Origin of the sequence: Sporosarcina sp. P19, from assembly GCF_002743165.1 — a bacterium.
Classification (GTDB): Bacteria; Bacillota; Bacilli; order Bacillales_A; family Planococcaceae; genus Sporosarcina; species Sporosarcina ureae.
The window spans coordinates 17,556-40,430 of record NZ_PDYR01000012.1 but is presented as its reverse complement, the minus strand read 5'-3'; the positions used below and the strand labels follow the sequence as shown (position 1 = coordinate 40,430).

Here is a 22,875-nt window from a genome sequence, read left to right as displayed (position 1 = left end):
ATTATTCACTCCTATTTAATATTAGTCTAGAAATAGTAACGATAAGCCTGGGATAAATGATATGACCAATAAAATGAATATCATTGAGATGATAAAAGGAACGATTGCTTTTGATAATGATTCCATACTAACTCCTGAAATACTGGAACCGACGAATAAGTTTACTCCCACAGGAGGCGTAATGAAGCCGATTGCCAATGAAACAATCATGATGATACCAAAGTGAACCGGATCGAAGCCGACGAGCGTTGCTATAGGTAACAAGATCGGCGTCAGAATTATAATTGCTGCAATCGTGTCCATAAAACATCCTACGATAAGCAAAAGTACAATAATAAGTAATATAATGATAAATGGTTCTGAAGAAAGTGATAGCATATAATCCGCTATTTTTATTGGAATTTGCTCCATTGCTAACAGTTTCCCAAATCCTGTTGCACTACCCACAATAACTAAGATGGTAGCAGTCATTAGCGCAGAATCGATGAAGATATCTGAGATGTCCTTGAACTTCAATTCTCTGTAGACGAACGCGCCAATTATGAATCCAATAAACACCGCTATCGCAGCAGCTTCTGTGGGCGTAAAGATCCCCCCATAGATTCCGCCCAAAATAATAACAGGAATCAACAATGACCATTTGGCCAGCCAGACTTGTTTCAAGATACGGCTGAAGGAGATTTTATCCGTACTACCTTTATAACCTGCTTTTTTCGAATAGTAGTATGCGTAAACCATTAATCCTAGACCAACCATGATGCCCGGTACGATACCCGCCATGAACATGTCGCCTATAGATACGCTTCCGGAAACGCCATACATGACCATTGGGATCGAAGGCGGTATTATGACACCTATCGAACCCGCTGATGCAATAACGGCCGTCGAGAATTTAATATCGTACCCCTTTTTAACCATAGCCGGTATCATCAGACCACCAACAGCAGCTACAGTCGCAGGTCCCGAACCTGAAATTGCCGCGAAGAACATGGACGTGACAATAGCCGTCATAGCTAAACCACCTGTAACAGAACCTACTAAGGATTCCGCTACAGCAATCAGACGGATAGAAATACCGCCCTTCCCCATAATTTCACCCGCTAAAATAAAGAAAGGGATGGCTAATAGAGGAAAAGAGTTTGTAGATGTTGTCAATTCTTTTATGATGAATTCTACCGGAATAGATCCGTCAATGAGAAGGGCAATTACTGCAGACAGACCCAGGGCAATTCCAATAGGTACGGTAAGTATCAGTAGGATTGCAAAAGATACAAATATTAAGACACCCATTCTATCACCCTCCTTATAATCTCGGTATATCGTTATCAATTATTTCTTCATTGGATCGATATAGCTTGGTTTCTATATATATTCTTTGAATCAAACGAACTGAAGTTAAAAGCATTCCTATAGGCATCCCTAAATACATTATCGACATGGAGATTCTGATTGATGGTGCTACCTGCCCTGTATCTTTAATGGCTTGGTAAATAGTAAAGCCATAGTAGACTGCAATTAATGCAAAGAATAGGAACATAAGATGCGCTATCATGTTAATGACATATTTACCTCGCCTTTTAAATACAGACAATAGCGCTTCCACACGAATGTGTCTTGCTCGTTTTACCCCATAACTAATTCCTATGTAAATGAGCCAGACGAAGCAAAATCGTGCTAACTCTTCAGACCATGTCAAAGAGCTTTCAACAACGTATCTCATAAAGACTTGCAGTATAATTACAATTGTCATGACTGACAGCAACAAGAACAATATCACTCGTTCAACGTTATGATCGATCCATCTTAAGACTGGCATATCATAGCTCCTCCCACCTGCTTTTGAAAAAAAGCAAGCTAATAGTGATTAACTTGCTTTTTTCTTTTGTGGACTTGTCATTTATTCGGCGTTATTGACTTCATTCAAATACTTCTCTACGAAATCTTGGCCAATACTTTCTTTATACTTTTCTATGACAGGCTTTACAGCGCCACGGAACTTTTCCAATTCAGCATCACTGACTTTGCTATATTCCATTTGCCCTTTTAGTTCTTCTAGTGCGGATGCTGCTGTTTCACGAGAAAGTTTTCGGTTGTGCTCTCCGGCTTCCAACGCTGCGCTTTCTACAATTTCTTGCTGTTCTTCCGTCAAGCCATCCCAAGTCTTTTGGCTGATCAAGAAAATAAATGGCGAATAAATATGATTAGTTTCCGTCACATACTTTTGGACTTCAGGATATTTCTCTAATAAAATTGTCGGATATGGGTTTTCCTGACCATCTACTGTTTTCTGTTGCATTGCCGTAAACAACTCTGTAAATGCCATTGGAGTCGGGTTTGCACCCATTGCTTTCCAAGCACCTAGATGGATATCATTTTCCATAGTACGAACCTTTAACCCATTCAAATCATCCAATTTCTTAATCGATTTTTTACTGTTCGTTAATTGACGGAATCCATTTTCCCACCAAGCCAGTTGCTTAACGCCTTGTTCACTAGCTTTTTCTGCAAGTTCATCACCAATTTTACCTTGTAATACTTTATCTACTACATCTGTGTTCTTCAGTGTAAACGGCAAGTCGAACACACCATATTCAGGAACGAACGAAGTAAATGGAGCCGTAGAAGGAATTGTGATATCCAACGTACCAAATTGCAACATCTCAATCGCAGAACGGTCGTCTGCAAGCTGACCAGAATGATAAATTTCTACGTTCAGTGAATCTGTTTTTTCCTCTACAAGTTCCTTAAACTTTTCAGAACTTTTATATAGAGGTGTTTTATCATTTAGACCAAGGCTTATTCTTAATTTCTTTGTTTCTCCAGTGTCTGCTGATGCTTCTGTAACCCCTTCAACACTGTCGCTCTCACCATTTCCACAAGCTGCTACTAATACGCTCATTAACAATAAAGTAAATATTATCATTAGATTCTTCTTCAATATAACTCCTCCTCATTTTGTAATCATGAATGGCATTCCGATCTACCGCTTAAAGTAAACGCTTTCATTCGATTCGTAATGTCTGTTATTAGGTTCGGTTATTGCGTTATTACTCACTTGATTGGTTAGGTTTGCAGTATATAATAGTCTACATTTAGGAATAAACCTATTTCCACTACACCCGACATTAGTTTTAGCTGCTCATAAATATCTGCTGGTGATACACTTTTTTGAGTCGATACATCTGCAATCCAGTTTCCATTGTCGGTAATAAAATTGTTATCCCCATCTTTTCTTAATGCAATATTGTACCCCAAACTTTCAATTCTTTTAATTGTAAATGATGCATTAAACGGTACAATCTCTAGAGGGATGATTTGACCCAAAAGACTTTTTGTGAATTTTGAGGAATCTGCTAAAATATACCGTTGCTCAGCTTTCAGCAATACTTGTCGTTCGCGAAAAAGTGATCCTCCACCTCCTTTAATTAGATTGTTATTCAGATCTACTCTATCTGCACCATCAAATGCCTGATCAATAAAAGGTACATCCTCAATCCCAATAAGTTGAAGGTTCAGTTTATCCGCTTGCTCTGCAATCTTATTAGAAGAAGCAATGAATTTCAGTTGCAACTTTTCTTCTTTCATTCGCACTGCTAAATGCTCTAGAAAAAAACCGATTGTTGAGCCAGATCCTAAACCTATAATAGTTTTATTCTTAACTAATGAAACCGCCAAATTTGCCAGCGCATTTTTTTCTTCATTATTTATATTCTTTTCGTAAGGGCTTACCATTCCGCGACCGTCCCATCTTCATGCCGCCAAATCGGATTTTTCCAGTTATGCCCTTCCTTTTGCTTCTCCCTTACGTAGGACTCATTAACACTAATTCCTAGTCCTGGTGCTGTAAGATTCTTGGCATATCCATTCTCGAATTTGAAGACAGATTGATCATTCAGATAATCCAACACGTCATTCCCCTTATTGTAGTGAATGCCCAGGCTTTGTTCCTGAATAAAAACATTATAGCTAGTGGTATCAACCTGTAAACATGCTGCAAGAGCGATTGGACCTAAAGGACAATGAGGAGCTACTGCTACGTCATAGGCTTCCGCCATCGAAAATATCTTTTTACATTCGGTAATTCCACCCGCATGTGACAAATCTGGCTGGATAATATCTACATAACCTTCCTGCAATATTTTCTTAAAATCCCATCTAGAGTACATTCTCTCACCTGTTGCAATAGGGATGTTACTATGTCTAGCAACTTCCTTGAGCGCTTCATTATTTTCAGCCAAGACAGGTTCTTCTATGAACATTGGACGAAATTGTTCAAGTTCCTTCGCCAAAATCTTTGCCATTGGTTTATGCACACGGCCATGGAAATCAATTCCGATTCCAAAGTCTGCACCTAACCCTTCCCTAATCATGGCTACTCTTTCCAGCACATTGTCAATTTTCGAATAACTATCTATAATTTGTAGCTCTTCTGTCGCATTCATCTTGATTGCCTGGAAACCATTTTCTTTCGCTTTATTTGCTTGTTCCAGTACATCTGCAGGACGATCTCCACCGATCCAAGAATATACTTTCACCTTGTCTCTACAAGCACCTCCCATAAGTTCGTATATAGGAGCATTATAGAACTTCCCTTTAATATCCCAAAGCGCCTGATCGATTCCCGCTATCGCACTCATCAGGATAGGACCACCACGATAAAATCCCGAACGATATAGCGTGTTCCAAATGTCTTCAATTCGCATTGGGTCATTTCCTATCAAATATTCACTTAGTTCATGAACGCATGCCTCTACGGTTGAAGCGCGTCCTTCTACTATTGGTTCACCCCAACCAACTAAGCCTTCATCAGTTGTAATCTTCAAGAAGAGCCATCTTGGGGGGACTCGAAACGTTTCTATTTCTTTGATTCGCATGCTTTCACCTCATTAAATCGGTTTACAAAGCTTCTTGCTTTCTCACCAAGCTCCTCGTAGTTCCCCGTGTCAATAAGCTTTTTGTTCAAAAGTGAGCTTCCTACCCCAATAGCTATAGCTCCATTCGCTAGGAATTCACCCATATTCTCCAGCCCTATTCCACCTGTTGGCATCATAGGAATATGAGCTAGTGGACCTTGTAAATCTTTAAAGTAGCTCGGCCCTAGTGTCGTAGCAGGGAAAACTTTAACTAAATCTGCCCCTGCGGTATATGCCGATACGATTTCCGTAGGGGTATATACACCTGGGATGGAAATACAGCCATATCGATTCGCTGTCTGAATCACTTCTACGTCTAAATTTGGAGAAAAAATGAAATCTGCTTGTGCATCGGCCGCCAATTTCGCTGTTTCTTTGTCTAACACAGTACCAGCACCGATTAGCACTTGATCTCCATATTTCTTTTTCATGTCACGTATAGTATCGTAACTGTTTTCACTATCTGCTGTGATTTCCAATACCCTGATTCCACTGTTAACCAACGTTTCGATCACTTTGTTAATCCGTTCAGGATGAATTTTCCTCAACACCACCGCCACACCGTTTTCTTCAATAATTTTTAGTTTATCCCATTTTCTCAATATAACGAACTACCTCCTTACGTCTGATGTGAAGTCGCCTTTAAGTCCTTCATTGAATTCTTCCAGTGTAGGTAAACCGTCTATATCACCATACTGCTGGATCACTCTTGCGCCAAGGCTATTTCCGTATCGTACACTTTCTTCATGACGACAGTTTAATAAAAGGCCGTGCACGAATCCTGCCGCAAATGCATCACCTGCACCTACCGGATCGACTATATTAGCAACATTCACGACAGGAATCTCTTTATAATGTCCATGTTCATACAGCACTGTACTCTCTTTTCCACGCTTAATGACTATGATTTGCTGTGCATTTTTTTGTAACGTTTGGCAAATCTCGCGGACTTCGGTTTGATTTGTCAGAAAAGCCGCTTCTTCTATACCTGCCAAAATATAATCTGCTCTTACGGCTATCGCATTTAAGACTTCAAATGCCTCTTCCTTTTCCCAAAGCTTAAATCGAATATTGGGATCAAAAATTATTTTAACTTCATGTTTGCGTGCTAATTCTATCGCTTTAAATACAAGCTCTTTACAAGAGCTGCTAAGAGCTGGAGTTACTCCTGTAACATGTAGATATTTTAGTCCTTCAAAGATGTCTTCAGGAAGTTCTTCCTTTTGCATGTGGCTTGCCGCAGAATCTTTTCGGTAATAGTATACGTTCATGACATCGCTGAATTTTTGTTCTTTAAATAAAAGACCTGTTTGAGCACTTTCCGTCATCTTGAGATGAGTAGTATCAATTCCTTCTGATTTAATACTTTTTAAGATACGACGACCAAAAGGATCATTGCCCAATTTGCTCATATACGATACTTGATGACCTAGACGTGCTAGACCAGTAGCAAAGTTGGACTCTGCACCTCCGATCTTCTGATATATCTGTGGAAGATCTTCCAAGTTACCTATTGCTTGAGATTGAAATATCACCATCGTTTCACCAATTGTAAATACATCCGTCACTATAACTTCACTTCCCCTCTACCTCATGACCACCGAATTCTTTTCGTAATGCAGCAACGACCTTTCCACTGAAAGTATCTTCCTGCATTGATCGGTTCCGTACCATTAACGATAAGGCTGTAACTGGAACCGGCACCTTCAAATCCATTGCTTCTTCTACCATCCACTGTGCTTCTCCCGACGCATTCATCTTTCCGACAATGGATTCTAATCTGGGTTCCTTCCTGAATGATTCCTCTACAAGCTCCATAAGCCAACTTCTAATGACTGATCCATTATTCCAAAGTCGCGCTACTTCCTTATAATCAAATGGATATGGACTTTCATTCAGTACTTCAAACCCTTCGGCAATTGCTTGCATCATTCCGTATTCAATTCCGTTATGGATCATTTTTAAATAATGTCCACTACCTGTCTTACCGGTATACAAAAGTCCACCTTCACAGCAAATCTTGATTAAAAATGGTTCTATTCGTTTATAGCTGTCATGGTTTCCGCCTATCATTGCGCAAAGTCCTTCTCTAGCACCATCTACCCCGCCACTTGTACCAACGTCAAGTAGATTCAGACCAGCTTTTAGGTATGCCACATTCCATTTTTCAATTTCTTTATAATGAGAATTCCCGCATTCCAGTACTGTAGAACCTTTTGGAAGGGCTTTCAAAAGTTGCTCTAACATTAATTCTGTTTCTTCACCATGCGGAATGAGTATAAAGATTATGTCTTCAGGATTGATTTCCTGTATTAATGAATCCCATTCACTAATAAACTTGAATCTTTCAGTCTGAAATATTTCTTCACGCAACAATTCATCCTTTACTTGCGGAAGAATATCATAACCGATTACAGAATAGCCTTTTCGTAAAATATTAACTGCCAGATTTCTTCCCATCTTTCCTAAACCTATTAAAGCGATCTTCAAGGCTCTCACTCCCCATTATGTTATCTTCATTATTACTGAACAACGTTCTTAAACCAGTCTATCGTTCAGTATTAATGAACGTCGTTTTGATAGTTAGCTAAAATCATACTATTAATAAAACTTGAAGTAAGTATATTGTCTTTTCTAGTAGTTAAATAACTCAAGTTTTTATTTAGCATTGAGAGCTTTAATATTTCCATCTCCTCACATTCATTAAAAGTATATTCAATCTTATCTGATAAATCAAGGTTTATTTTTCCATATTTTCTTTTGGCTAATATAAATATATGCTTTTTAAAACTTTGACTCTTAAATATTAACTCCAGTGTCTTTCAATTTTTCTAAACGAACGGCTTCAAAGTTGACCTTTTAAGACATTCATACTTTTCATCACATGATGAATTACAAGATTTTTCTACCTGTTATTTTATTGCATTTTCTTAATAACACTACAAAGAATCCAGAACCATGTACTACAACTACAATAAGTATTAATCCAATAAAATGTGCTGGATAATTGCTTCCCTTAAGAACAAATTCGCTCCCATCAATGATAAATAGTGTTTAAATTCAAAAAGAATGAAGAACACGCAGTACCTATTTATCTATGATTGATTATTTATATGCCGTATAACCAACTGCTAAAGCTAACAAACCTAAAATTGAAGATAAATGACTTTATACTTTCCGTCTATGACTCTCCTTTTTAAACTTTTCACACTTCCTCTACTCTAACGGTTCCATCCATCATAGGTTTAACCATCTAATGATACTCATCAGGATCTTGTGCTACTTTCTCTAATGGAACCACTTTCACATATTCCGTATTACTATATACATGCTATACGGAAGTCTTCCATTCTTTTTGTTCTATATGCACGTTGTAGAGACAAGCTCCATAACCAAAACGCTGTTTATGGAGCTTGTTATGCAAGATATCAGACTATTAGTGTTCGTGTACTTGACTAATATTCTATAGCTACCCAACAGGCGGGACGTGTTTATTCCGATTCCTAATAATCGCCTCCAAAGAACCAGAGCCGAATAGCACACCCGCCACAATCAATGCTAGACCTATATAGTGGGCCAGGTAGATTGTTTCTCCAAGAAATAGACTGGCTGCGATTAACGAGAAGAACGTATTCAAGTTTAAGAAAATCGATGAGCGTGCAGCACCAATTTTTTCGATAGCGGAGTTGTACATCATGTGACCGACAGCTGTAGCTAGTAGCGCTGAGAAGAAGAAAATTGCCCAGATGGATGGTGTTCCGCTATTCAGGCGACCCAAGCTGCCTGGTTCCTTTACGAGCGACACGATGAAAAGAATCATTGAACCGAACAGAAACATATAGCCCGTGAGTAACTTCGCGTCCATCGTTTGGGACGCTTTTTTTATCAGGATGAAGCTGAGTGCCTGCGACGCAATCGACAGAAATATTTCAATATCGCCAAACGATATTTTGCCAATTGTCCCACTACCCGCCAGGACGATGACTCCTACTCCGATACCGCCAAACAGGAAACCGAGTGAACGCACGAATGTAACACGTTCCCTCAGAATCAGGACGGATAACGTAGCTGTAAGCAACGGTCCGAGGCCTAATATCAATCCTCCGTTGGCCGCGCTGGTCTTCGACAATCCTTCAGCTAGAAAATAATGGTGTAATACAACATTGGTTGTCGCGCCCCCAAGGATATAGAGCCATTCCTTATTTCTCGGCAAACGGATTTTCTTCAGCACGAATAAGATGATGAATACTGATGATGCGGCGACCATGATCCGCAATGAAGTAATAGTAATCGGATCGAAATAAGTCACAAGATACTTGAGAGCAGAAACGTTAATTCCCCATGTGAACATGACGAGTACCAATGTAATGATTACTTTTAGATCTTTCATAGTCCACTAGCCCTCTTTTCAAAATATTTTCTTATTGGCTAATTATAGAAGGTATGCCCCTAAAGTCAATGTCCCACAATTCGCACTTCCTTCCCGCACCCCATTATGTGTATACTGAATAATAAAACTAGTTAACTAATCTATGATTTAGAAAAGGTGGATTTCTATGATTAAATTACGCGGGCACCATATCTTTTGTTTGCTTGGATACCGAGGGATGGGCTATTCAGAAGAGTACACGGAAAATATGACGAAGATCCATGATATATTGCGGGAGCGGCCCGATACATTGATTCAGATCATGAAAGGCCCCGATTATTTATGCGCAAAATTTCCTGAAGGCCAACCGTATCATTGTCAGGATGATGGGATTTATGAACGTGATACGGTCATTTTACGTAAGCTCGGATTGAAGGTCAGCGATGTGCTGCCTTGGCGCGAGGTTGAGAGAAGGGTTCGACTACATGTCGTGCCCGAGGATATTGTCGTAGTGTGCGAGACGTGTTCTTGGCGTTCGTACGGTTTTTGCCAAGAAGGTGTCGAGGAGGTAGTGGAGTCAAGAGGGTTACGGCAAGTTCTTCAGGAAAAATAAACTATTTCAAACAATAGTCCAAGTCGATAGAGCATGATATGATAAGCACATAGAAATGAAAGCGTATTCATATACTTTCATCATGTACTTTATTATAAGGAGGAGATTTCGTTGAATATGTCTCTCCAGCAAAAACAAGAACTCAGTTTGCGGATGACGACTGAACTCCGGCAAGCGATCAAGCTATTACAATTATCGACTTATGATTTGGAGCTATATATACGAGAAAAAGAGTTAGAAAACCCAGTGATTGAAATACAGGAAGCTGAAAGAACGGATTCATTCCAAGAACGGCAGTCCCTAAACTACTCAAGCCAGGAACCGAATTCAACAGAATGGGTGAAGCAGCAAGACGTCAGTATGCGTGATCAAATGCTTCGACAAGTCGAGGTCGATTTCAAAGATCCTAAGACGAAACAATTACTGAAGACGTTGATTCATAGTTTGGATGATAACGGCTATTTATGTGCAGATATGCAGTCTGTAGAAGATGTAGAGACCGGTATCGAATTGCTGCAACACATCGGTCCGCCTGGCATAGGTTCTCGGACACTAAAGGAGTGTTTGTTGCTGCAAGTTAGAAGTGGCGAAGCGTGTCCCGAATTAATGGAAACGTTCATATCAGAGTATTTGCCTTATGTGGCCGAACGTAAATGGCAACAGATCGCGAAAGGTATGAATATTACGATGGCGCACGTAAACGAACTGCATGAATTCCTGCTGACGCTGCATCCGAGACCTTGTCCAGAGCTCGGTCACAGAGAAACGGGATTCATGATGCCTGACGTGATTGTAGAGGAAAAGCACGGGAAGTTGTCGTTTCATTTAAATGACCGAGATCTTCCGAAAATCGGACTGCGCAAGGAGTATGTATCTTCTCTTAAAGGTACATCCGAACTGTCTTCCTATTTGCGCGACTATCATAAGCAAGCGCAATGGTTGCTAACGAGTATCGAACAGCGACGCCAAACGATTATTCGTATTGTGACGGACCTTCTCGAAAAACAGGACGCGTTTTTTCGCGAGGGAAGAAAAGCTTTGCAGCCGATGACGATGAAAGAAGTGGCGGACAGTATTGAGATGCATGAGTCGACCATTAGCCGTACCGTTTCCAATAAAGTAATCCAAACACCTGCCGGCACGTTCGACATGCGCTCGTTATTCACATCCAAACTGGCCGCACAGGATGGCGACAGTGTGTCGCAATCCGCTGTAAAAGCATCGATCCAGTCACTGATTGCGAAAGAGGATAAACGTAAGCCCTTATCTGATCAGAAGATTGTGGATTTACTCTTGAAAGAACAAGGGATCACTATTTCGCGCAGGACGGTTAGTAAGTACCGGGAAGAACTTCACATCCTGTCGTCTAGTAAGCGGAAATCGATTTTGTAGAATGTACACTTTTATGCGCGCTCTATAACCTCTATAACGAAAAGCCGCCCGACCTATTCAGGTCCTGGCGGCTTTGTGATTTATTGAATGGTATACCCATCAGACGAATTGAATCTCACTTTCATACGGCCGTATTCCGTTTCTACATTGAATGTGTACTGATCGAATGTGTACTTCGCATCCGTCACGGGATCCAGCTCGACTTGTTGAGTTGTTGTGACGTGTTTAACAACCGGGTTTTTATTGCCATATGACAGATATTCTTCCTTAATGACTTTCGCCGCTTCTTTGATCGTCAGCTGGAAGTTTTTCGTGCCGACTGGTGTGAAGTTGAGAGCATTCATTTTCCATTTGCCGTCTTGCATTTTGAATTGATAAGCTACAAAGCCTCCGACAGAGAAGCCGTTTTGGAATTCAACTGTGTTGACGTTGAGCGTGTTGGCATCCGGCTGATTGAAATCAAACCGCACGTATGGCTCAAAACGGATGAACGGGAAGACAGATGCATAACACTCTGTGCACGCCTTGTCATAATAAGCCGGCAAACCATTTCCCGTAAATGATTTCGTCGCATACATGCGCAAGGAAGGCTCAATGTCTGCATAGGATTGGCCGTATATCTGGCCTTCCCTCATGACCTTCTCCAGTTGGAAAGGCAATCGGTTGACGAGATCCCACGCTTTTCCTTTCGTTACTTGACCAGTAGCAGGACGAGCATTTTTCACGAGAATCGCACCGTACAGGAATTGCGCATAGTGTGCGCGAGTTACGGCTTCATTCGGGAAGAATTCACCTTGATACCCTTTCGCAATTCCACTTGCGAACAATGCATTCGCATGTGTGTAGCCCCAATGATCATTGTAGACATCATAGAATGCGTCGTGCTTAGTCATATGCAGATCGAATGCGATATCGAGAACTTTCGCCATCTGAATGCGTGTGATCGGTGCCTCTGGATTGAAGTAGCCATCTGACCCGCCACTGAAAATAGCAGCTGCGGTCAATTTCATGATGGAGGCATAGTAAGGGTGACTCTTCGGTACATCGTGGTACGTGACGGTAGTGCTTGCTTGGGGTAACTTCAGCGCCTGGTCTAGTAACTTCGCCACGTGTTTACGTGAAATCATATCCTGTGGTCGAAATGTGCCGTCTGTATAGCCAGCTATGAAGCCTTTATCCTGTAAATAGTGGATTGCTTCATAGTTCGGGTGATTCTTCGACACATCCTTGAATTCTTTTGTTGCTGCTTGCGTGGAACCAAATGATACAAATGAAAACAGAACGATCAATACAGTCCAAACGAAAATCCGACTAGTCTTGTTCATAATCTTTCCTCCTCAGTGAATTATTTTGTCGGCTGTTGGTTACTTGTTATTAATATTCTACCAAGTTTCAAATGATTCGTATATATCTATTTTCGCAATATTTAAAATACTTTGGTGTTATTTTTAGTAATGCCTTATGTAAGGTTTTTTCTCGTGATGAAAGGCTTTGTATTCATCATTTTTTACAAATATACTTTTTATGGAAATGACATTTGACCTATCGTAGGAAGTTTGGTAGCATGAAAAGATTGTTACCCTTTCGACAAGTTTCGATTATGTTTATTGATATGTCGAAGGATTTAGTATACTACAATGAATACATCATGGCCGCCCAGTCTCTCGGTAGAACAATTAATGATTTCACTAGGGATAATTTCGACTATAGTGGTCTAAACTTCATTTAATGTGCAAAACTTATTTGTTGTGAGTGCGGGCAAATTCACTCATAATAGTGGATACAACCCTACTGCAACAGTCGGTGCACGTGCCTACCGTACTACGGAAGGCATTCAGAAATACTGTAAACGAGGTAGATTACTCGTCTAAACTAAGTAGGAAAGGATGGATGTATGATGAATATAGCAGCAATCGGTGTACCTGGACTCATTATTATCCTTGTAATTATCTTGATTCTTTTCGGACCTCGTAAATTGCCTGAAGTCGGCTCAGCAGTCGGTAAAACTTTGGCAGAGTTCAAAAAAGCTACAAAAGATATCATGGGCGATGATGAAGAGAAAGAAAAGACAACTGTTACGCCTTCCAAGACAATTGAAACTGACAAAAAAGATATTAAGTAAGTAGGTGACAAGATGGATCCGTATAGTGATCAGAACCGGAAAAACTCAAACCCGTTAGACAAAAAAGCAAAAGATGAAGAAGCTGCGCTACCCGATCACTCTGCGGAGACTTCTTCCACTGAACAACAGGCTGTACCTGAAAAATTGAAACCCGAACCACAACCGGAAGAACCCAGAATGCCACCGCCAGAAGAATCAAAAGATGAAAAGGCTGATGCAGATCCTGCGTTAATCGAACATCTCACGGACCTTCGGAAACAGCTTATTAAAAGCGTCGTCGTGTTCTTCATTTTCTTCATCGCTGTCTTCAGTACGATCAATCTGTGGTTCCCGTACGTTACACGGGGCTATACACTGATCGTCCTGAGTCCGCTTGAAGTTATATCATTCTATACGACGATTTCCGCTGCGATGGCGTTTGGTTTATCTGTCCCGTTCGTCTGTCATTTCCTCTGGCAGTTCGTCAAACCAGGTCTGACGCAGAAAGAAGGACGCTTTTTAAGCCTCTACTCCCCTGCGATTCTGCTCTTGTTCGTCGGAGGTCTCGCGTTCGGTTATTACGTAGTCAATCCACTGAGCTATAACTTCTTAGTGAAGCTCGGTAAGATGAATTTCGATGTTATGATTACAGCAAAGGAATATGCACGTTTTCTATTAATGACAACGATGCCGATCGGCTTGCTGTTTGAGCTTCCGATCGTCGCACTATTCCTGTCTGCTATCGGTATTCTGACATCCGAAACGATGAAAAAAGTGAGAAAGTGGTCGTACGTGACGCTCGGTGTAGTATCCGCATTGATCACGCCTCCTGATTTCTTAAGTCAGTTGATCATCCTCATTCCAATGATTGCTTTATATGAAGCGAGTATTTTCATTGTCATGAAAACAGAAAAACGACTAGTACCGGATGCAGATGCATCGTAATGCATGAGAAAAAGCGTTCCACTTTACAAAGTGGGACGCTTTTTTTGTGTTGAGATATACTTAATGGCGCGGTTGCCTAAAAATTCGAGCATCCGCTCTATGTTGATTGTTGATCGCTCTATTCACCTCGGTATCCGCTCTATATACCTTGTTACCCGCTCATACCACTTCAAACTTTTTTCAAAATCACACATACCAAACCCATTTTATTTAATTTATTTAAAACTGTTTGACAATTAGTAAATGTTGATTTACTATTAGTAAAAGTTCTTTAAAAAAATTAAAGGTGGTAATTAATATGACAGAGATGATCTACGGCAATACTCCTTGTATGTTAGGGGCTAAAAATATATCAGCAACAAAAGATTTTTCAGATGTAGACGTGATAGTATACGGAATACCTTGGGAAGGTGCGGTTACGTGGGGTGATTATACAGGCTGCGAACTTGGTCCAAAAGTAATGCGCTTATGTTCTTCACGCTACTCGGGTTACCTTCCTGAAATCAATGATATGGATATTTTCGAACACGTCACACTGGGGGACATGGGAGATATCGACATCGTGCCTGCTGACGTAGACGAAACGATGAAGCGAATCACTGATTTTACTTCAGAATTATGGAAGTCAGGCAAGTTCATCATTGGTCTTGGCGGCGATCATGGTATTACATATCCTGTCGTGAAAGCGATTGCAGAGCAGGATAAAAAGGTTGGAATCATTCATATGGATGCTCACTATGACAATCTCCCATCTCACAATGGTGACCAATTCGCCCGCTGCAGCCCATTTGCTCGTTTGTATGAACAAGAAGGCGTGCGCAACGAAAGCATCATTCATACAGGTATCCACGGACCTCGTAATAAACCCGAGAGCGGTCGCAATGCGAAAGCTGCTGGCGCAGTAACAATTACGATCAATGAAATCCGTGGTCATAAAGATTTGAAAGAGATGGCTAAGGAAATCTATGCACAAGCTTCAAAAGACGTAGATTGCGTCTACTTGACGATTTGTAGTGATGTTTTGGATTTCGCATTCAATCCAGGCGGTCCAGTAGATGGAAACGGCTTAACTTCTTATGAATTACTAACATTAGTACATGAGATTTGTAAACTTGGCGTAATCGGTATGGACTTCGTGGAAATTTATCCACAACAAGATCCTAATCAGTTTTCTGCTCATTTTGCTTCTACTTTGATCCTATATGCACTAGCAGGAAATATCCTTTACAATCAGCAAAGAGAAGAAAAATAAGCTACTACTTCCCAGATTACTAGACACTTCGATCGAAAACAGTCGATTTTTCCTTCTTGGTATAGGAAAATAAGGAAGAGTATTTAATCTGAGGAGTGTTAAAGGTTATGAAACACAATAAATTGATTTTCGATTCTTATATACGAATGGCTGACGCTATCTACAGTGTGTTCAATGTGAATTGCGAAGTGGTCATTCATGATGTGACGAAAGTAGAGTCCTCTTTAATTTATTTAAAAGGTGATGTTACGGGCCGATCTGTTGGGGCCCCTACTACGGAAGTTATTTTGAAGGAATTGAAGAAGAAGCATGAGAATATTAAAGATCTGAATGGCATCATCACGAATACGATGCGTGGAAAGATTATTAAGACTTCCATTGTATTCATTAGAGACATGGACGGCAAAGTGATTGGTTTCCTTGGTATCAATTTGGATATCACGGAAGTCAATCGTCTGCACCAAGTACTCGAAGAAATGATCAGACCTGATACAAACTATGATGGGCAGCATTTCAATGAAACGTATGCGACCCATATTGATGAAGTGTTCGACAACATCACGAAAAGCACGATAGTGGAGCTTGGGATCGATGTCGAAAACTTGAAACGTAAAGACCGTATTACCTTTGTGCGACAGCTGGAAAGTAAAGGGATCTTTCTAATTCAAGGATCGGCTGATCGTATTGCGGATTTATTAGGTGTTTCCAAACAAACAATTTATAACTCACTCGAGGAAAAGTGACCTTTCTTTTCCTCTCTTAATTAGGTGAGGAAAACTAGGGGAGGAAAAGAAAATGGTTGCTAACGTACCCGCTACACAGCAAGTTAAGAAAAATGGGTTACTTTCAAAGTTAAAATCGATGGGACCAGGAGCCATTATTACTGCTTCTTTCATAGGTCCGGGTACTGTCACTACCGCCACTCGTGCAGGTGCTGGATTTGGTTACGCCATAATATGGGCAGTAGTCTTCTCTATTATCGCAACAATCGTTCTTCAGGAAATGTCTGCACGACTTGGTGTGGTTTCGAAAAAGGGATTGGGCGAAGCGATACACGACCAATTCAAACAACCCTTACTGAAATTCGCTTCCATATGGCTCGTCATTATATCTATTGGCGTCGGCTGTGCTGCCTATATTTCGGGTGATTTGATGGGAACGTCCCTTGGTATCTCTACATTGACGAATATTCCAGCACATATTGTAAGCCCTTTCATCGGTGTAGCGATTCTATTCTTGGGGTTGTCGGGCAGTTATAAGTTAATCGAAAAATTAATGATTTTCCTCGTCATCGTTATGAGTGTGACGTTCATTACGACAATGATTGTCGTAAAACCTGATATTGGCGCGGTATTTGCGGGAGCGTTTATCCCAAGCATACCGACCGGTTCGATCATTATGATTATCGCATTGGTCGGAACAACGGTCGTTCCGTATAATTTCTTCATCCACTCCTCCATGGTTCAGGAACGCTGGACGCAGGTGGGTGACTTGAAGGAAGCAAGGTGGGATACAATCATCTCGATTTGTATCGGTGGATTAATAACTGCTGCAGTTTTAATCACCGCTGCATCTACTATGATGGGCATGGAAGTAACGAGTGTAGCCGACCTTTCTATCCAATTAGAGCCATTATTCGGTTCATGGGCGAAAGTGTTTATCGCAATCGGTATCTTTGCCGCAGGTTTCTCATCCGCTATCGCAAGTCCCCTTGGCGCAGCAGTCGCAATTAGCAGTGTGTTAAAATGGGAAGGCGGAATGAAGAATAAAAAGTTCAAAATGGTATTCTCCGGTGTTATTATTATTGGTATTATCACATCGGCAATTGGTTTCAGTCCACTTGATGTATTGCTAGCAGCACAGGCACTGAATGGAATTCTGCTTCCAATTGTAGCGATTTACCTATTTATGATTATGAATAATAAACAATTACTCGGAGATCAGCGCAACTCAACTTTACTCAATGTCATTGGAGCTATCGTCATCTTGATCGCGATTTTCCTAGGTGGCTATAGTTTAGTGGATGCGGTTCAAGTGTACTTGTAAGAATTGTTGCATAAGAAAAAGCGTTCCACTTTTAAAGTGGGACGCTTTTTTCGTGTATGTAAGAGATTCTATTTCATTATCCGCTCATTAAATACTGGGAAACGCTCTATGGTGCTGCGTATTCGCTCTATCTAGTCGCGTTACCGCTCAATCACGCCCCACTATCGCTCTATGCATCCGTGTATCCGCTCTATCCCCATCTTCAACCGCTCATAAAAGCGCTCTGCCAAATCGGCAGAACGCTAGTGTGTTTCATATTAAGATAAATTACTAGTAAGCATAACCATCGTCTGAATTTACACGAACCGTCTCACGGCCATTTTCAGAGTCTACACTAAATTTGTATTGCGTAAATGAATACTTCTCTTTCGTAACAGGATCTTCTCCTGTTTCTTTAGTTTGTGACACGTAGGAGATTCGAACTTTTGAAGAGTTAGGGTAATTCAATTTCACTACACGCTCTGCCTCTTGTCTTGTCAGCTCAAAATTCTTTTTCCCGACTGCTGCACCAGAAAAATTATCCATCTTCCAACTACCCGATTCTTTCTTAAACACATAATCAACAAAGCCGCCACCTATTAAAAGATTACTAAATGAAACGGTATGGACGTGAAGTGTGTTGGCATCTGGTTGTGTATAGTCGAACCGCATGGAAGGTTCGATTGTTAAACCAGGGAATAAAAACGAATCACAATGTGTGCAAACGCTCGGATAATCTTCTTTCAGCAACCCATCCACAAACGCTTGTGTAGCGTAGGGCAACTGCTTTGAGCGAAGTTGACTGTATGATTGATTATCTATTTTTCCTTGAATACGAATTCCTTCAATCACAATAGGTAAACGCATAGTCAAATCGACCGCTTTTTCTTTGCTGACCAGACTGCCAGAAGGAGTTTTACCGACTTTCATCGCACGATACAAAAACTCTGCATAATGCGCACGTGTAACGGACTGATTCGGAAGAAACTTTCCGCGATCTCCTTTCGTTACACCATTAGAATACAACGCACTAGCGTGTGCGTATCCCCAATGCAAGAAGCTGAGATCTTCAAACTGTGCTGGTTCCTTCATATGGAAGTCAAAGGCCAAATCCAGCATCTTCGCCATCTGGATTCTTGTAATGGATGCATTCGGATTAAATTTCTTATCCAGTCCTCCACTGATGATCCCCTTGTTGTATAACTTCATGATCGGTTTATAATACATATGGTTCTTCGGCACGTCAGCAAAGACCAATTTATCGGTAGGCGGCTGCGGAAACTTCAACACTTGATCGAGTAAAGACGCTACGTGCTGACGACTGACCGGTTCACCTGGACGGAATGTTCCGTCAGGATAACCATTGATATAACCCGCTTTCTGCATTTCTTGAATTGCGGTGTAGTTCGGATGCTTTTTCGATACATCCTTGAACTCTTTTGCTGAAGCTTCATTGAAATTTGCAAAAACAAGCGATAGAGCCAACGCGAATGCTGTCCATACTAGAACTCGTAACGTATTCTTCATACTCTCCCACTCCTCCGTTAGTTAGTAGATTTAAAATCTTTCTACTATCATATTACCAATAAATTACCTGAAAACATAGACACTTTTATTTAATTAAGGAAAAGCATCAAAAATCTAACTAAAACAATTGGAGCATTTGCTTACCGCGCTGCAGAAGGTATGATTAACTACCTTAAGGACGACGGTGGTTTACTAGTTGAATGTAAGACAAGTAAAGAAACGGTTTGATATAGAAAATCCACACAAAAAGCATCTGCGTAAACGTAGATGCTTTTTGTGTGGATCATGTACTGATTTACTCGTGTCTGGTTGGTTTTAATTTAACTAAACGTGTTTTTCACTTTAAAGTTTTTACCTGTTTTCACAGGACGTACAGGTGTTGCCTTCGCTTCATCCGACTTCTTGAAGATGCCAAATGGCTTTCCGACCGGTATGAATTCCCTGCCGAAATGTTCGTTCAGAACCGCCGCCCCTGCTCCGTAGAACGACAGCAATGAAATAATCATTTCTGAGTAGGCCGCCAATTGCTGAGGGAATGCACCGAATAAGCCGAAGCTATCAAGCGCCAAGCCGATAAACAGAAAGTTGATGAAGAAAAATATAGAGAACAAGACCTTATGTGTTTCCATCGCACCGATTGTCAAAAATAGAGTGAGAATCAGATAGCCGACGAATGCGAAACCTAATTGATGCGGATCCACTCCTGCCGCCAGTGTTTCCCCGAAGATCCCCCGCTGCATCATCCAAGAAGCAGCAACCGCAAGCCAGAAAAGTCCGTATGCGCCGAATGCGGTAGCACCGAATGTGTTATTGCGTTTCGTATCAATCACGCAAGCAAATAATTGAGCGAAACCACCGAGAAGTATTGCCCAAGGGATAACAAATGAAACTTCTGTAGTGATGCCCAGTTTTTGTGACGACGCGACGAGTGTTACCATCGCTAAACCGAATAGTCCTATTGCAGAAGGGTCTGCGTTAACTATTTTTGTTTCTTGATTTATACTCATGACAACCTCCTGAAAATCCAACCAAACTTCACTCATAATAGAACTAATAGTTATTTCAGGAAATCTTTTCCCGATATTCCTTTCAATAATACTAGTACTTTTATCGATTTGTGCTGAATTAGTCAAAATTGGAAGTAAATTTCATGATTAGTAGATAAATCCCTATCCTTCTATATCTCGATTAGTAAATCGATGGATACCGAAGAGAAGCAAAACCACAGCCACTGCCACCAATCCACCCGCATGCAGCCAGTTCATGTCCTCAATTGGCAACTTGGAAACAAAGCCGAATGGCGAAAGCTTTTCCATCCATTCAGGAAACTGGAACAAGCCGCCTAAATACAGCGTAAGGAATCCGTAGAATAAATAGAGCCAAATGAAGCCCGTCGCCTTTTGTGCGATCCCAATCAAACACGTGCTAATCGCAATCATCACGACCACCGCTGGAAAATGAACGATACTAGCTTGCCATACGGTGAAGAACGTGAAGGGATCTTCCATCGATGTGGTGCCGGCTAACCATAAACCAAGTGCCGACAAGCTCAGCATCAGAAATCCAGTGCACAACGCCAACACCAAATAAGAAACTAGTAACTTTCTTCTTGAAACCGCGCGACCTAGCAAATGATCTACGCGTGATTTCCGCTCTTCGCCTACTACTTTATGAATGGAAAGCAATGCGGGAATCGTACTGATAAAAGCAAGTACCGCCATTAGCATCGGCAGGAATTGAGTAGTTAATGAACTGTTTTCATCCGCCACAATCATCGCAGCGAGCATGTCATTGTCTTGAAAAAACGAATCCAAATCTCCGAGAACGGAACCGTAAGACAACCCGAGTACTAGCATGCCGACCGACCATGAAATGAACGCGGTTCTTTGTAGTCGCCACGCGAGTCCAATCGGATGACGCAACAGAATGGAAGCATGTGCACGACCGCTTCTGGACGGAAGAAAGCCTGAACCCATATCGCGTTTGCCCTGCAGAATGATAGCTAACGCAAACCATACAAGACTTGTGATGACTAATCCCACTACCGGCAACCAGTTATTGTCGCTATACGGCTGAACTTGCGTCAGCCAGCCAAACGGTGGAATCCACTCGGTAACTGACCGTAATACATAACAGCCGATCATCACCGTAAACGACAGACCGACTGCCCCCCGCGAACTTTCCGAGAGTTGCGAGCAAACTGCTGTCACCCCTGCAAAAAATAAGCCGACCACACCAAGCGACGCACCGTAAATAACTGATCCAGACAACCCCATGCTATCGAATGAAAGACTATACAGACCCACGCCGATTAGCAACGCCAGTAACAAGTTGACACCGAACAGCGTAAGTATCGAAGCCGTCAGTTGTGAATGCCGGGCAATCGGCAACGAACGCAGTAATTCCGCCTGCCCCTCCTCTTCCTCTGCCCGCGTATGGCGCACCATCAATAATATATTCATAATGGCGACTGCGATAGCGGTCATCAACAGCATCTGATGGGAAACCATGGCGCCAAGCGTGTAATTCGCCAGATCCCCAGGACCTACCATTGCCTCCATCGCGGGATTTTTCATCGTTTCCGCCATTAGATTACGATCCTGCTCAGTCGGATATAATTCATTAAAAGCAGGCGGTACAACAAGCGTCATGACCGTGATTCCGACGAGCCACCACATATAACGCATGCGATCTTGCCGGATCATGAATTGGGATAGACGAAGAACACCTGCAAATGGGGCCCCCTTCATCACACATCCCTACCTTCCGCGGTTTCTTCATAATGCCGCATGAATAGATCCTCAAGCGTAGGCGGAGCACTTTCGATCTTCCGTATACCGTGCACGCTTAGCTTGTGCATAATCGCTTCCATTTCCTCTGCATCCGCATGAAACGTCCAGCCGGTTTCTGTCGGTACTACATCATGCACACCTTGCCACGAAGCGAGCGACTCAATCGGAGTTCTTGTCTCCACTGTCAGCTGCATCCGCGTCAAATGCCGTAGTTCATTCAACGTACCGCACTCGATCAGACGTCCTTGCCGGATGATGCCCACGCGATCGCATAGCTTCTCTACTTCCGATAAAATATGGCTCGACAGCAACACTGTCTTCCCTTGCGCCTTCACTTCCGCCACACATTGCTGAAACACTTTTTCCATTAAAGGATCGAGTCCAGACGTCGGTTCATCTAACAGAAATAATTCCGCATCGGAGGCAAATGCCGCCACTAAAGCGACTTTTTGTCGATTTCCTTTCGAATACGTTCGGCACTTCTTCGTCGGATCTAGCTGATAGCGTGCAAGTAACTCTTCACGCCTTTGTTCATGGACATTCCCTTGCAGACTCGCGAATAAATCAATCACTTCGCCGCCCGTTAGCTGCGGCCACAAATTCACGTCTCCCGGCACATACGCAATACGTCGATGAATGTCCACCGCGTCTCGCCATACATCCTTGCCGAAAATCGTTGCCGTTCCGTTCGTAGCACGAAGCATGCCGAGCAAAACCCGAATCGCCGTCGACTTCCCTGCCCCATTTGGCCCGATGAAGCCAAACACTTCGCCGTTCTTCACTGTCAAATCCAGTCCATCTAACGCCTGATGCTTACCAAAAGTCTTCGTCACTTGATTCATCTCAATTACATTCATCTGCATGCCCTCCCGTAGTTTGAGTTAGAGCTTGTTGTTGACTGTAGTGTAGCATATGACGATCATGCTGGAGACATTTTATTTATTTA

Annotated in this window: 22 protein-coding genes; 8 read left to right on the top strand and 14 right to left on the bottom strand. The window is 41.7% G+C overall.

Annotation, left to right across the window (positions count from 1 at the left end; genetic code table 11):
* Positions 1 to 21 precede the first annotated feature (21 nt).
* The 9 genes from CSV74_RS12615 to CSV74_RS12575 all read right to left on the bottom strand — a co-directional run bounded on the left by CSV74_RS12615 (position 22) and on the right by CSV74_RS12575 (position 9,303).
* A complete protein-coding gene (locus tag CSV74_RS12615; RefSeq protein ID WP_099691919.1) occupies positions 22 to 1,290 on the bottom strand; it encodes a TRAP transporter large permease in 1,269 nt (422 codons plus the stop codon).
* A 13-nt stretch (positions 1,291 to 1,303) separates the two neighbouring features.
* Positions 1,304 to 1,816, bottom strand: a complete 513-nt coding sequence (locus tag CSV74_RS12610; RefSeq protein WP_029054805.1) for a TRAP transporter small permease — start codon at positions 1,814 to 1,816, stop codon at positions 1,304 to 1,306.
* Between the two features lie 81 nt (positions 1,817 to 1,897).
* Complete coding sequence (locus tag CSV74_RS12605) at positions 1,898 to 2,938, bottom strand: TRAP transporter substrate-binding protein (RefSeq protein ID WP_233190919.1); 1,041 nt, start codon at positions 2,936 to 2,938, stop codon at positions 1,898 to 1,900.
* 125 nt (positions 2,939 to 3,063) lie between these two features.
* Positions 3,064 to 3,732, bottom strand: coding sequence for a ribose 5-phosphate isomerase A (rpiA, locus tag CSV74_RS12600; RefSeq protein WP_081657953.1), 669 nt, complete (start codon positions 3,730 to 3,732; stop codon positions 3,064 to 3,066).
* Positions 3,726 to 4,874, bottom strand: coding sequence for a galactonate dehydratase (dgoD, locus tag CSV74_RS12595; RefSeq protein ID WP_029054808.1), 1,149 nt, complete (start codon positions 4,872 to 4,874; stop codon positions 3,726 to 3,728). The genes rpiA and dgoD overlap by 7 nt, the downstream gene beginning before the upstream one ends.
* A complete protein-coding gene (locus CSV74_RS12590; protein WP_099691918.1) occupies positions 4,856 to 5,515 on the bottom strand; it encodes a bifunctional 4-hydroxy-2-oxoglutarate aldolase/2-dehydro-3-deoxy-phosphogluconate aldolase in 660 nt (219 codons plus the stop codon). Before CSV74_RS12590 ends, dgoD begins: the two co-directional genes overlap by 19 nt.
* A 9-nt stretch (positions 5,516 to 5,524) precedes the next feature.
* Positions 5,525 to 6,481 carry a sugar kinase gene (locus tag CSV74_RS12585; RefSeq protein ID WP_233190917.1) on the bottom strand — a complete coding sequence of 319 codons (957 nt, stop codon included), beginning with the start codon at positions 6,479 to 6,481 and terminating at the stop codon, positions 5,525 to 5,527.
* A 7-nt stretch (positions 6,482 to 6,488) separates the two neighbouring features.
* Positions 6,489 to 7,412 (bottom strand): phosphogluconate dehydrogenase (NAD(+)-dependent, decarboxylating), encoded by a 924-nt coding sequence (gene gnd / locus CSV74_RS12580; RefSeq protein ID WP_369823719.1) that lies wholly within the window; start codon positions 7,410 to 7,412, stop codon positions 6,489 to 6,491.
* Between the two features lie 970 nt (positions 7,413 to 8,382).
* On the bottom strand, positions 8,383 to 9,303 hold the full coding sequence (locus tag CSV74_RS12575) for a DMT family transporter (protein ID WP_099691916.1): 921 nt from the start codon (positions 9,301 to 9,303) through the stop codon (positions 8,383 to 8,385).
* A gap of 166 nt (positions 9,304 to 9,469) precedes the next feature.
* On the opposite strand from CSV74_RS12575, the gene CSV74_RS12570 reads away from it, so the two are divergent.
* Both CSV74_RS12570 and rpoN read left to right on the top strand, forming a co-directional pair.
* Complete coding sequence (locus CSV74_RS12570; protein WP_099691915.1) at positions 9,470 to 9,895, top strand: DUF1284 domain-containing protein; 426 nt, start codon at positions 9,470 to 9,472, stop codon at positions 9,893 to 9,895.
* 117 nt (positions 9,896 to 10,012) lie between these two features.
* Positions 10,013 to 11,287, top strand: a complete 1,275-nt coding sequence (gene rpoN / locus CSV74_RS12565; protein ID WP_099691991.1) for an RNA polymerase factor sigma-54 — start codon at positions 10,013 to 10,015, stop codon at positions 11,285 to 11,287.
* 80 nt (positions 11,288 to 11,367) lie between these two features.
* Here rpoN and CSV74_RS12560 read toward each other — a convergent pair whose 3' ends face one another.
* Positions 11,368 to 12,612, bottom strand: a complete 1,245-nt coding sequence (locus tag CSV74_RS12560) for an S-layer homology domain-containing protein (RefSeq protein WP_099691914.1) — start codon at positions 12,610 to 12,612, stop codon at positions 11,368 to 11,370.
* A gap of 239 nt (positions 12,613 to 12,851) precedes the next feature.
* On the opposite strand from CSV74_RS12560, the gene CSV74_RS16660 reads away from it, so the two are divergent.
* The 6 genes from CSV74_RS16660 (at position 12,852) to CSV74_RS12535 (ending at position 17,631) form a co-directional block, all read left to right on the top strand.
* Positions 12,852 to 13,016 (top strand): hypothetical protein, encoded by a 165-nt coding sequence (locus tag CSV74_RS16660; RefSeq protein WP_158231797.1) that lies wholly within the window; start codon positions 12,852 to 12,854, stop codon positions 13,014 to 13,016.
* A gap of 165 nt (positions 13,017 to 13,181) precedes the next feature.
* On the top strand, positions 13,182 to 13,409 hold the full coding sequence (gene tatA, locus CSV74_RS12555; RefSeq protein ID WP_029054819.1) for a twin-arginine translocase TatA/TatE family subunit: 228 nt from the start codon (positions 13,182 to 13,184) through the stop codon (positions 13,407 to 13,409).
* A gap of 12 nt (positions 13,410 to 13,421) precedes the next feature.
* The gene (gene tatC / locus CSV74_RS12550; protein WP_099691913.1) at positions 13,422 to 14,333 is read left to right on the top strand and encodes a twin-arginine translocase subunit TatC; all 912 of its coding nucleotides are present in this window, start codon (positions 13,422 to 13,424) and stop codon (positions 14,331 to 14,333) included.
* 298 nt (positions 14,334 to 14,631) lie between these two features.
* Positions 14,632 to 15,585: an agmatinase family protein gene (locus CSV74_RS12545; RefSeq protein ID WP_029054821.1), complete on the top strand. Its 954-nt coding sequence runs from the start codon at positions 14,632 to 14,634 to the stop codon at positions 15,583 to 15,585.
* 107 nt (positions 15,586 to 15,692) lie between these two features.
* Positions 15,693 to 16,328, top strand: a complete 636-nt coding sequence (locus CSV74_RS12540; protein WP_029054822.1) for a helix-turn-helix transcriptional regulator — start codon at positions 15,693 to 15,695, stop codon at positions 16,326 to 16,328.
* Between the two features lie 52 nt (positions 16,329 to 16,380).
* Positions 16,381 to 17,631 (top strand): Nramp family divalent metal transporter, encoded by a 1,251-nt coding sequence (locus CSV74_RS12535; protein ID WP_099691912.1) that lies wholly within the window; start codon positions 16,381 to 16,383, stop codon positions 17,629 to 17,631.
* Positions 17,632 to 17,901: 270 nt separating this feature from the next.
* Here the strand turns inward: CSV74_RS12535 and CSV74_RS12530 are convergent, their stop codons facing one another.
* The 4 genes from CSV74_RS12530 to CSV74_RS12515 form a co-directional block, all read right to left on the bottom strand.
* Positions 17,902 to 19,137, bottom strand: coding sequence for an S-layer homology domain-containing protein (locus tag CSV74_RS12530; protein WP_099691911.1), 1,236 nt, complete (start codon positions 19,135 to 19,137; stop codon positions 17,902 to 17,904).
* Positions 19,138 to 19,457: 320 nt separating this feature from the next.
* Positions 19,458 to 20,144: an acetate uptake transporter gene (locus CSV74_RS12525; protein WP_099691910.1), complete on the bottom strand. Its 687-nt coding sequence runs from the start codon at positions 20,142 to 20,144 to the stop codon at positions 19,458 to 19,460.
* Between the two features lie 162 nt (positions 20,145 to 20,306).
* Positions 20,307 to 21,887 carry an ABC transporter permease gene (locus tag CSV74_RS12520; RefSeq protein WP_099691909.1) on the bottom strand — a complete coding sequence of 527 codons (1,581 nt, stop codon included), beginning with the start codon at positions 21,885 to 21,887 and terminating at the stop codon, positions 20,307 to 20,309.
* Positions 21,887 to 22,786, bottom strand: a complete 900-nt coding sequence (locus CSV74_RS12515; RefSeq protein ID WP_099691908.1) for an ABC transporter ATP-binding protein — start codon at positions 22,784 to 22,786, stop codon at positions 21,887 to 21,889. The genes CSV74_RS12520 and CSV74_RS12515 overlap by 1 nt, the downstream gene beginning before the upstream one ends.
* Positions 22,787 to 22,875 lie beyond the last annotated feature (89 nt).

Coding starts and splice junctions, on each gene's coding strand:
- CSV74_RS12615 (WP_099691919.1), bottom strand. CDS start 1,290: ATGGGTGTCTTAATATTTGTATCTTTTGCAATCCTACTGATACTTACC.
- CSV74_RS12610 (WP_029054805.1), bottom strand. CDS start 1,816: ATGCCAGTCTTAAGATGGATCGATCATAACGTTGAACGAGTGATATTG.
- rpiA (WP_081657953.1), bottom strand. CDS start 3,732: ATGGTAAGCCCTTACGAAAAGAATATAAATAATGAAGAAAAAAATGCG.
- dgoD (WP_029054808.1), bottom strand. CDS start 4,874: ATGCGAATCAAAGAAATAGAAACGTTTCGAGTCCCCCCAAGATGGCTC.
- CSV74_RS12575 (WP_099691916.1), bottom strand. CDS start 9,303: ATGAAAGATCTAAAAGTAATCATTACATTGGTACTCGTCATGTTCACA.
- CSV74_RS12570 (WP_099691915.1), top strand. CDS start 9,470: ATGATTAAATTACGCGGGCACCATATCTTTTGTTTGCTTGGATACCGA.
- rpoN (WP_099691991.1), top strand. CDS start 10,013: ATGTCTCTCCAGCAAAAACAAGAACTCAGTTTGCGGATGACGACTGAA.
- CSV74_RS12560 (WP_099691914.1), bottom strand. CDS start 12,612: ATGAACAAGACTAGTCGGATTTTCGTTTGGACTGTATTGATCGTTCTG.
- CSV74_RS16660 (WP_158231797.1), top strand. CDS start 12,852: ATGAAAAGATTGTTACCCTTTCGACAAGTTTCGATTATGTTTATTGAT.
- tatA (WP_029054819.1), top strand. CDS start 13,182: ATGATGAATATAGCAGCAATCGGTGTACCTGGACTCATTATTATCCTT.
- tatC (WP_099691913.1), top strand. CDS start 13,422: ATGGATCCGTATAGTGATCAGAACCGGAAAAACTCAAACCCGTTAGAC.
- CSV74_RS12545 (WP_029054821.1), top strand. CDS start 14,632: ATGACAGAGATGATCTACGGCAATACTCCTTGTATGTTAGGGGCTAAA.
- CSV74_RS12540 (WP_029054822.1), top strand. CDS start 15,693: ATGAAACACAATAAATTGATTTTCGATTCTTATATACGAATGGCTGAC.
- CSV74_RS12535 (WP_099691912.1), top strand. CDS start 16,381: ATGGTTGCTAACGTACCCGCTACACAGCAAGTTAAGAAAAATGGGTTA.
- CSV74_RS12530 (WP_099691911.1), bottom strand. CDS start 19,137: ATGAAGAATACGTTACGAGTTCTAGTATGGACAGCATTCGCGTTGGCT.
- CSV74_RS12525 (WP_099691910.1), bottom strand. CDS start 20,144: ATGAGTATAAATCAAGAAACAAAAATAGTTAACGCAGACCCTTCTGCA.
- CSV74_RS12520 (WP_099691909.1), bottom strand. CDS start 21,887: ATGAAGGGGGCCCCATTTGCAGGTGTTCTTCGTCTATCCCAATTCATG.
- CSV74_RS12515 (WP_099691908.1), bottom strand. CDS start 22,786: ATGAATGTAATTGAGATGAATCAAGTGACGAAGACTTTTGGTAAGCAT.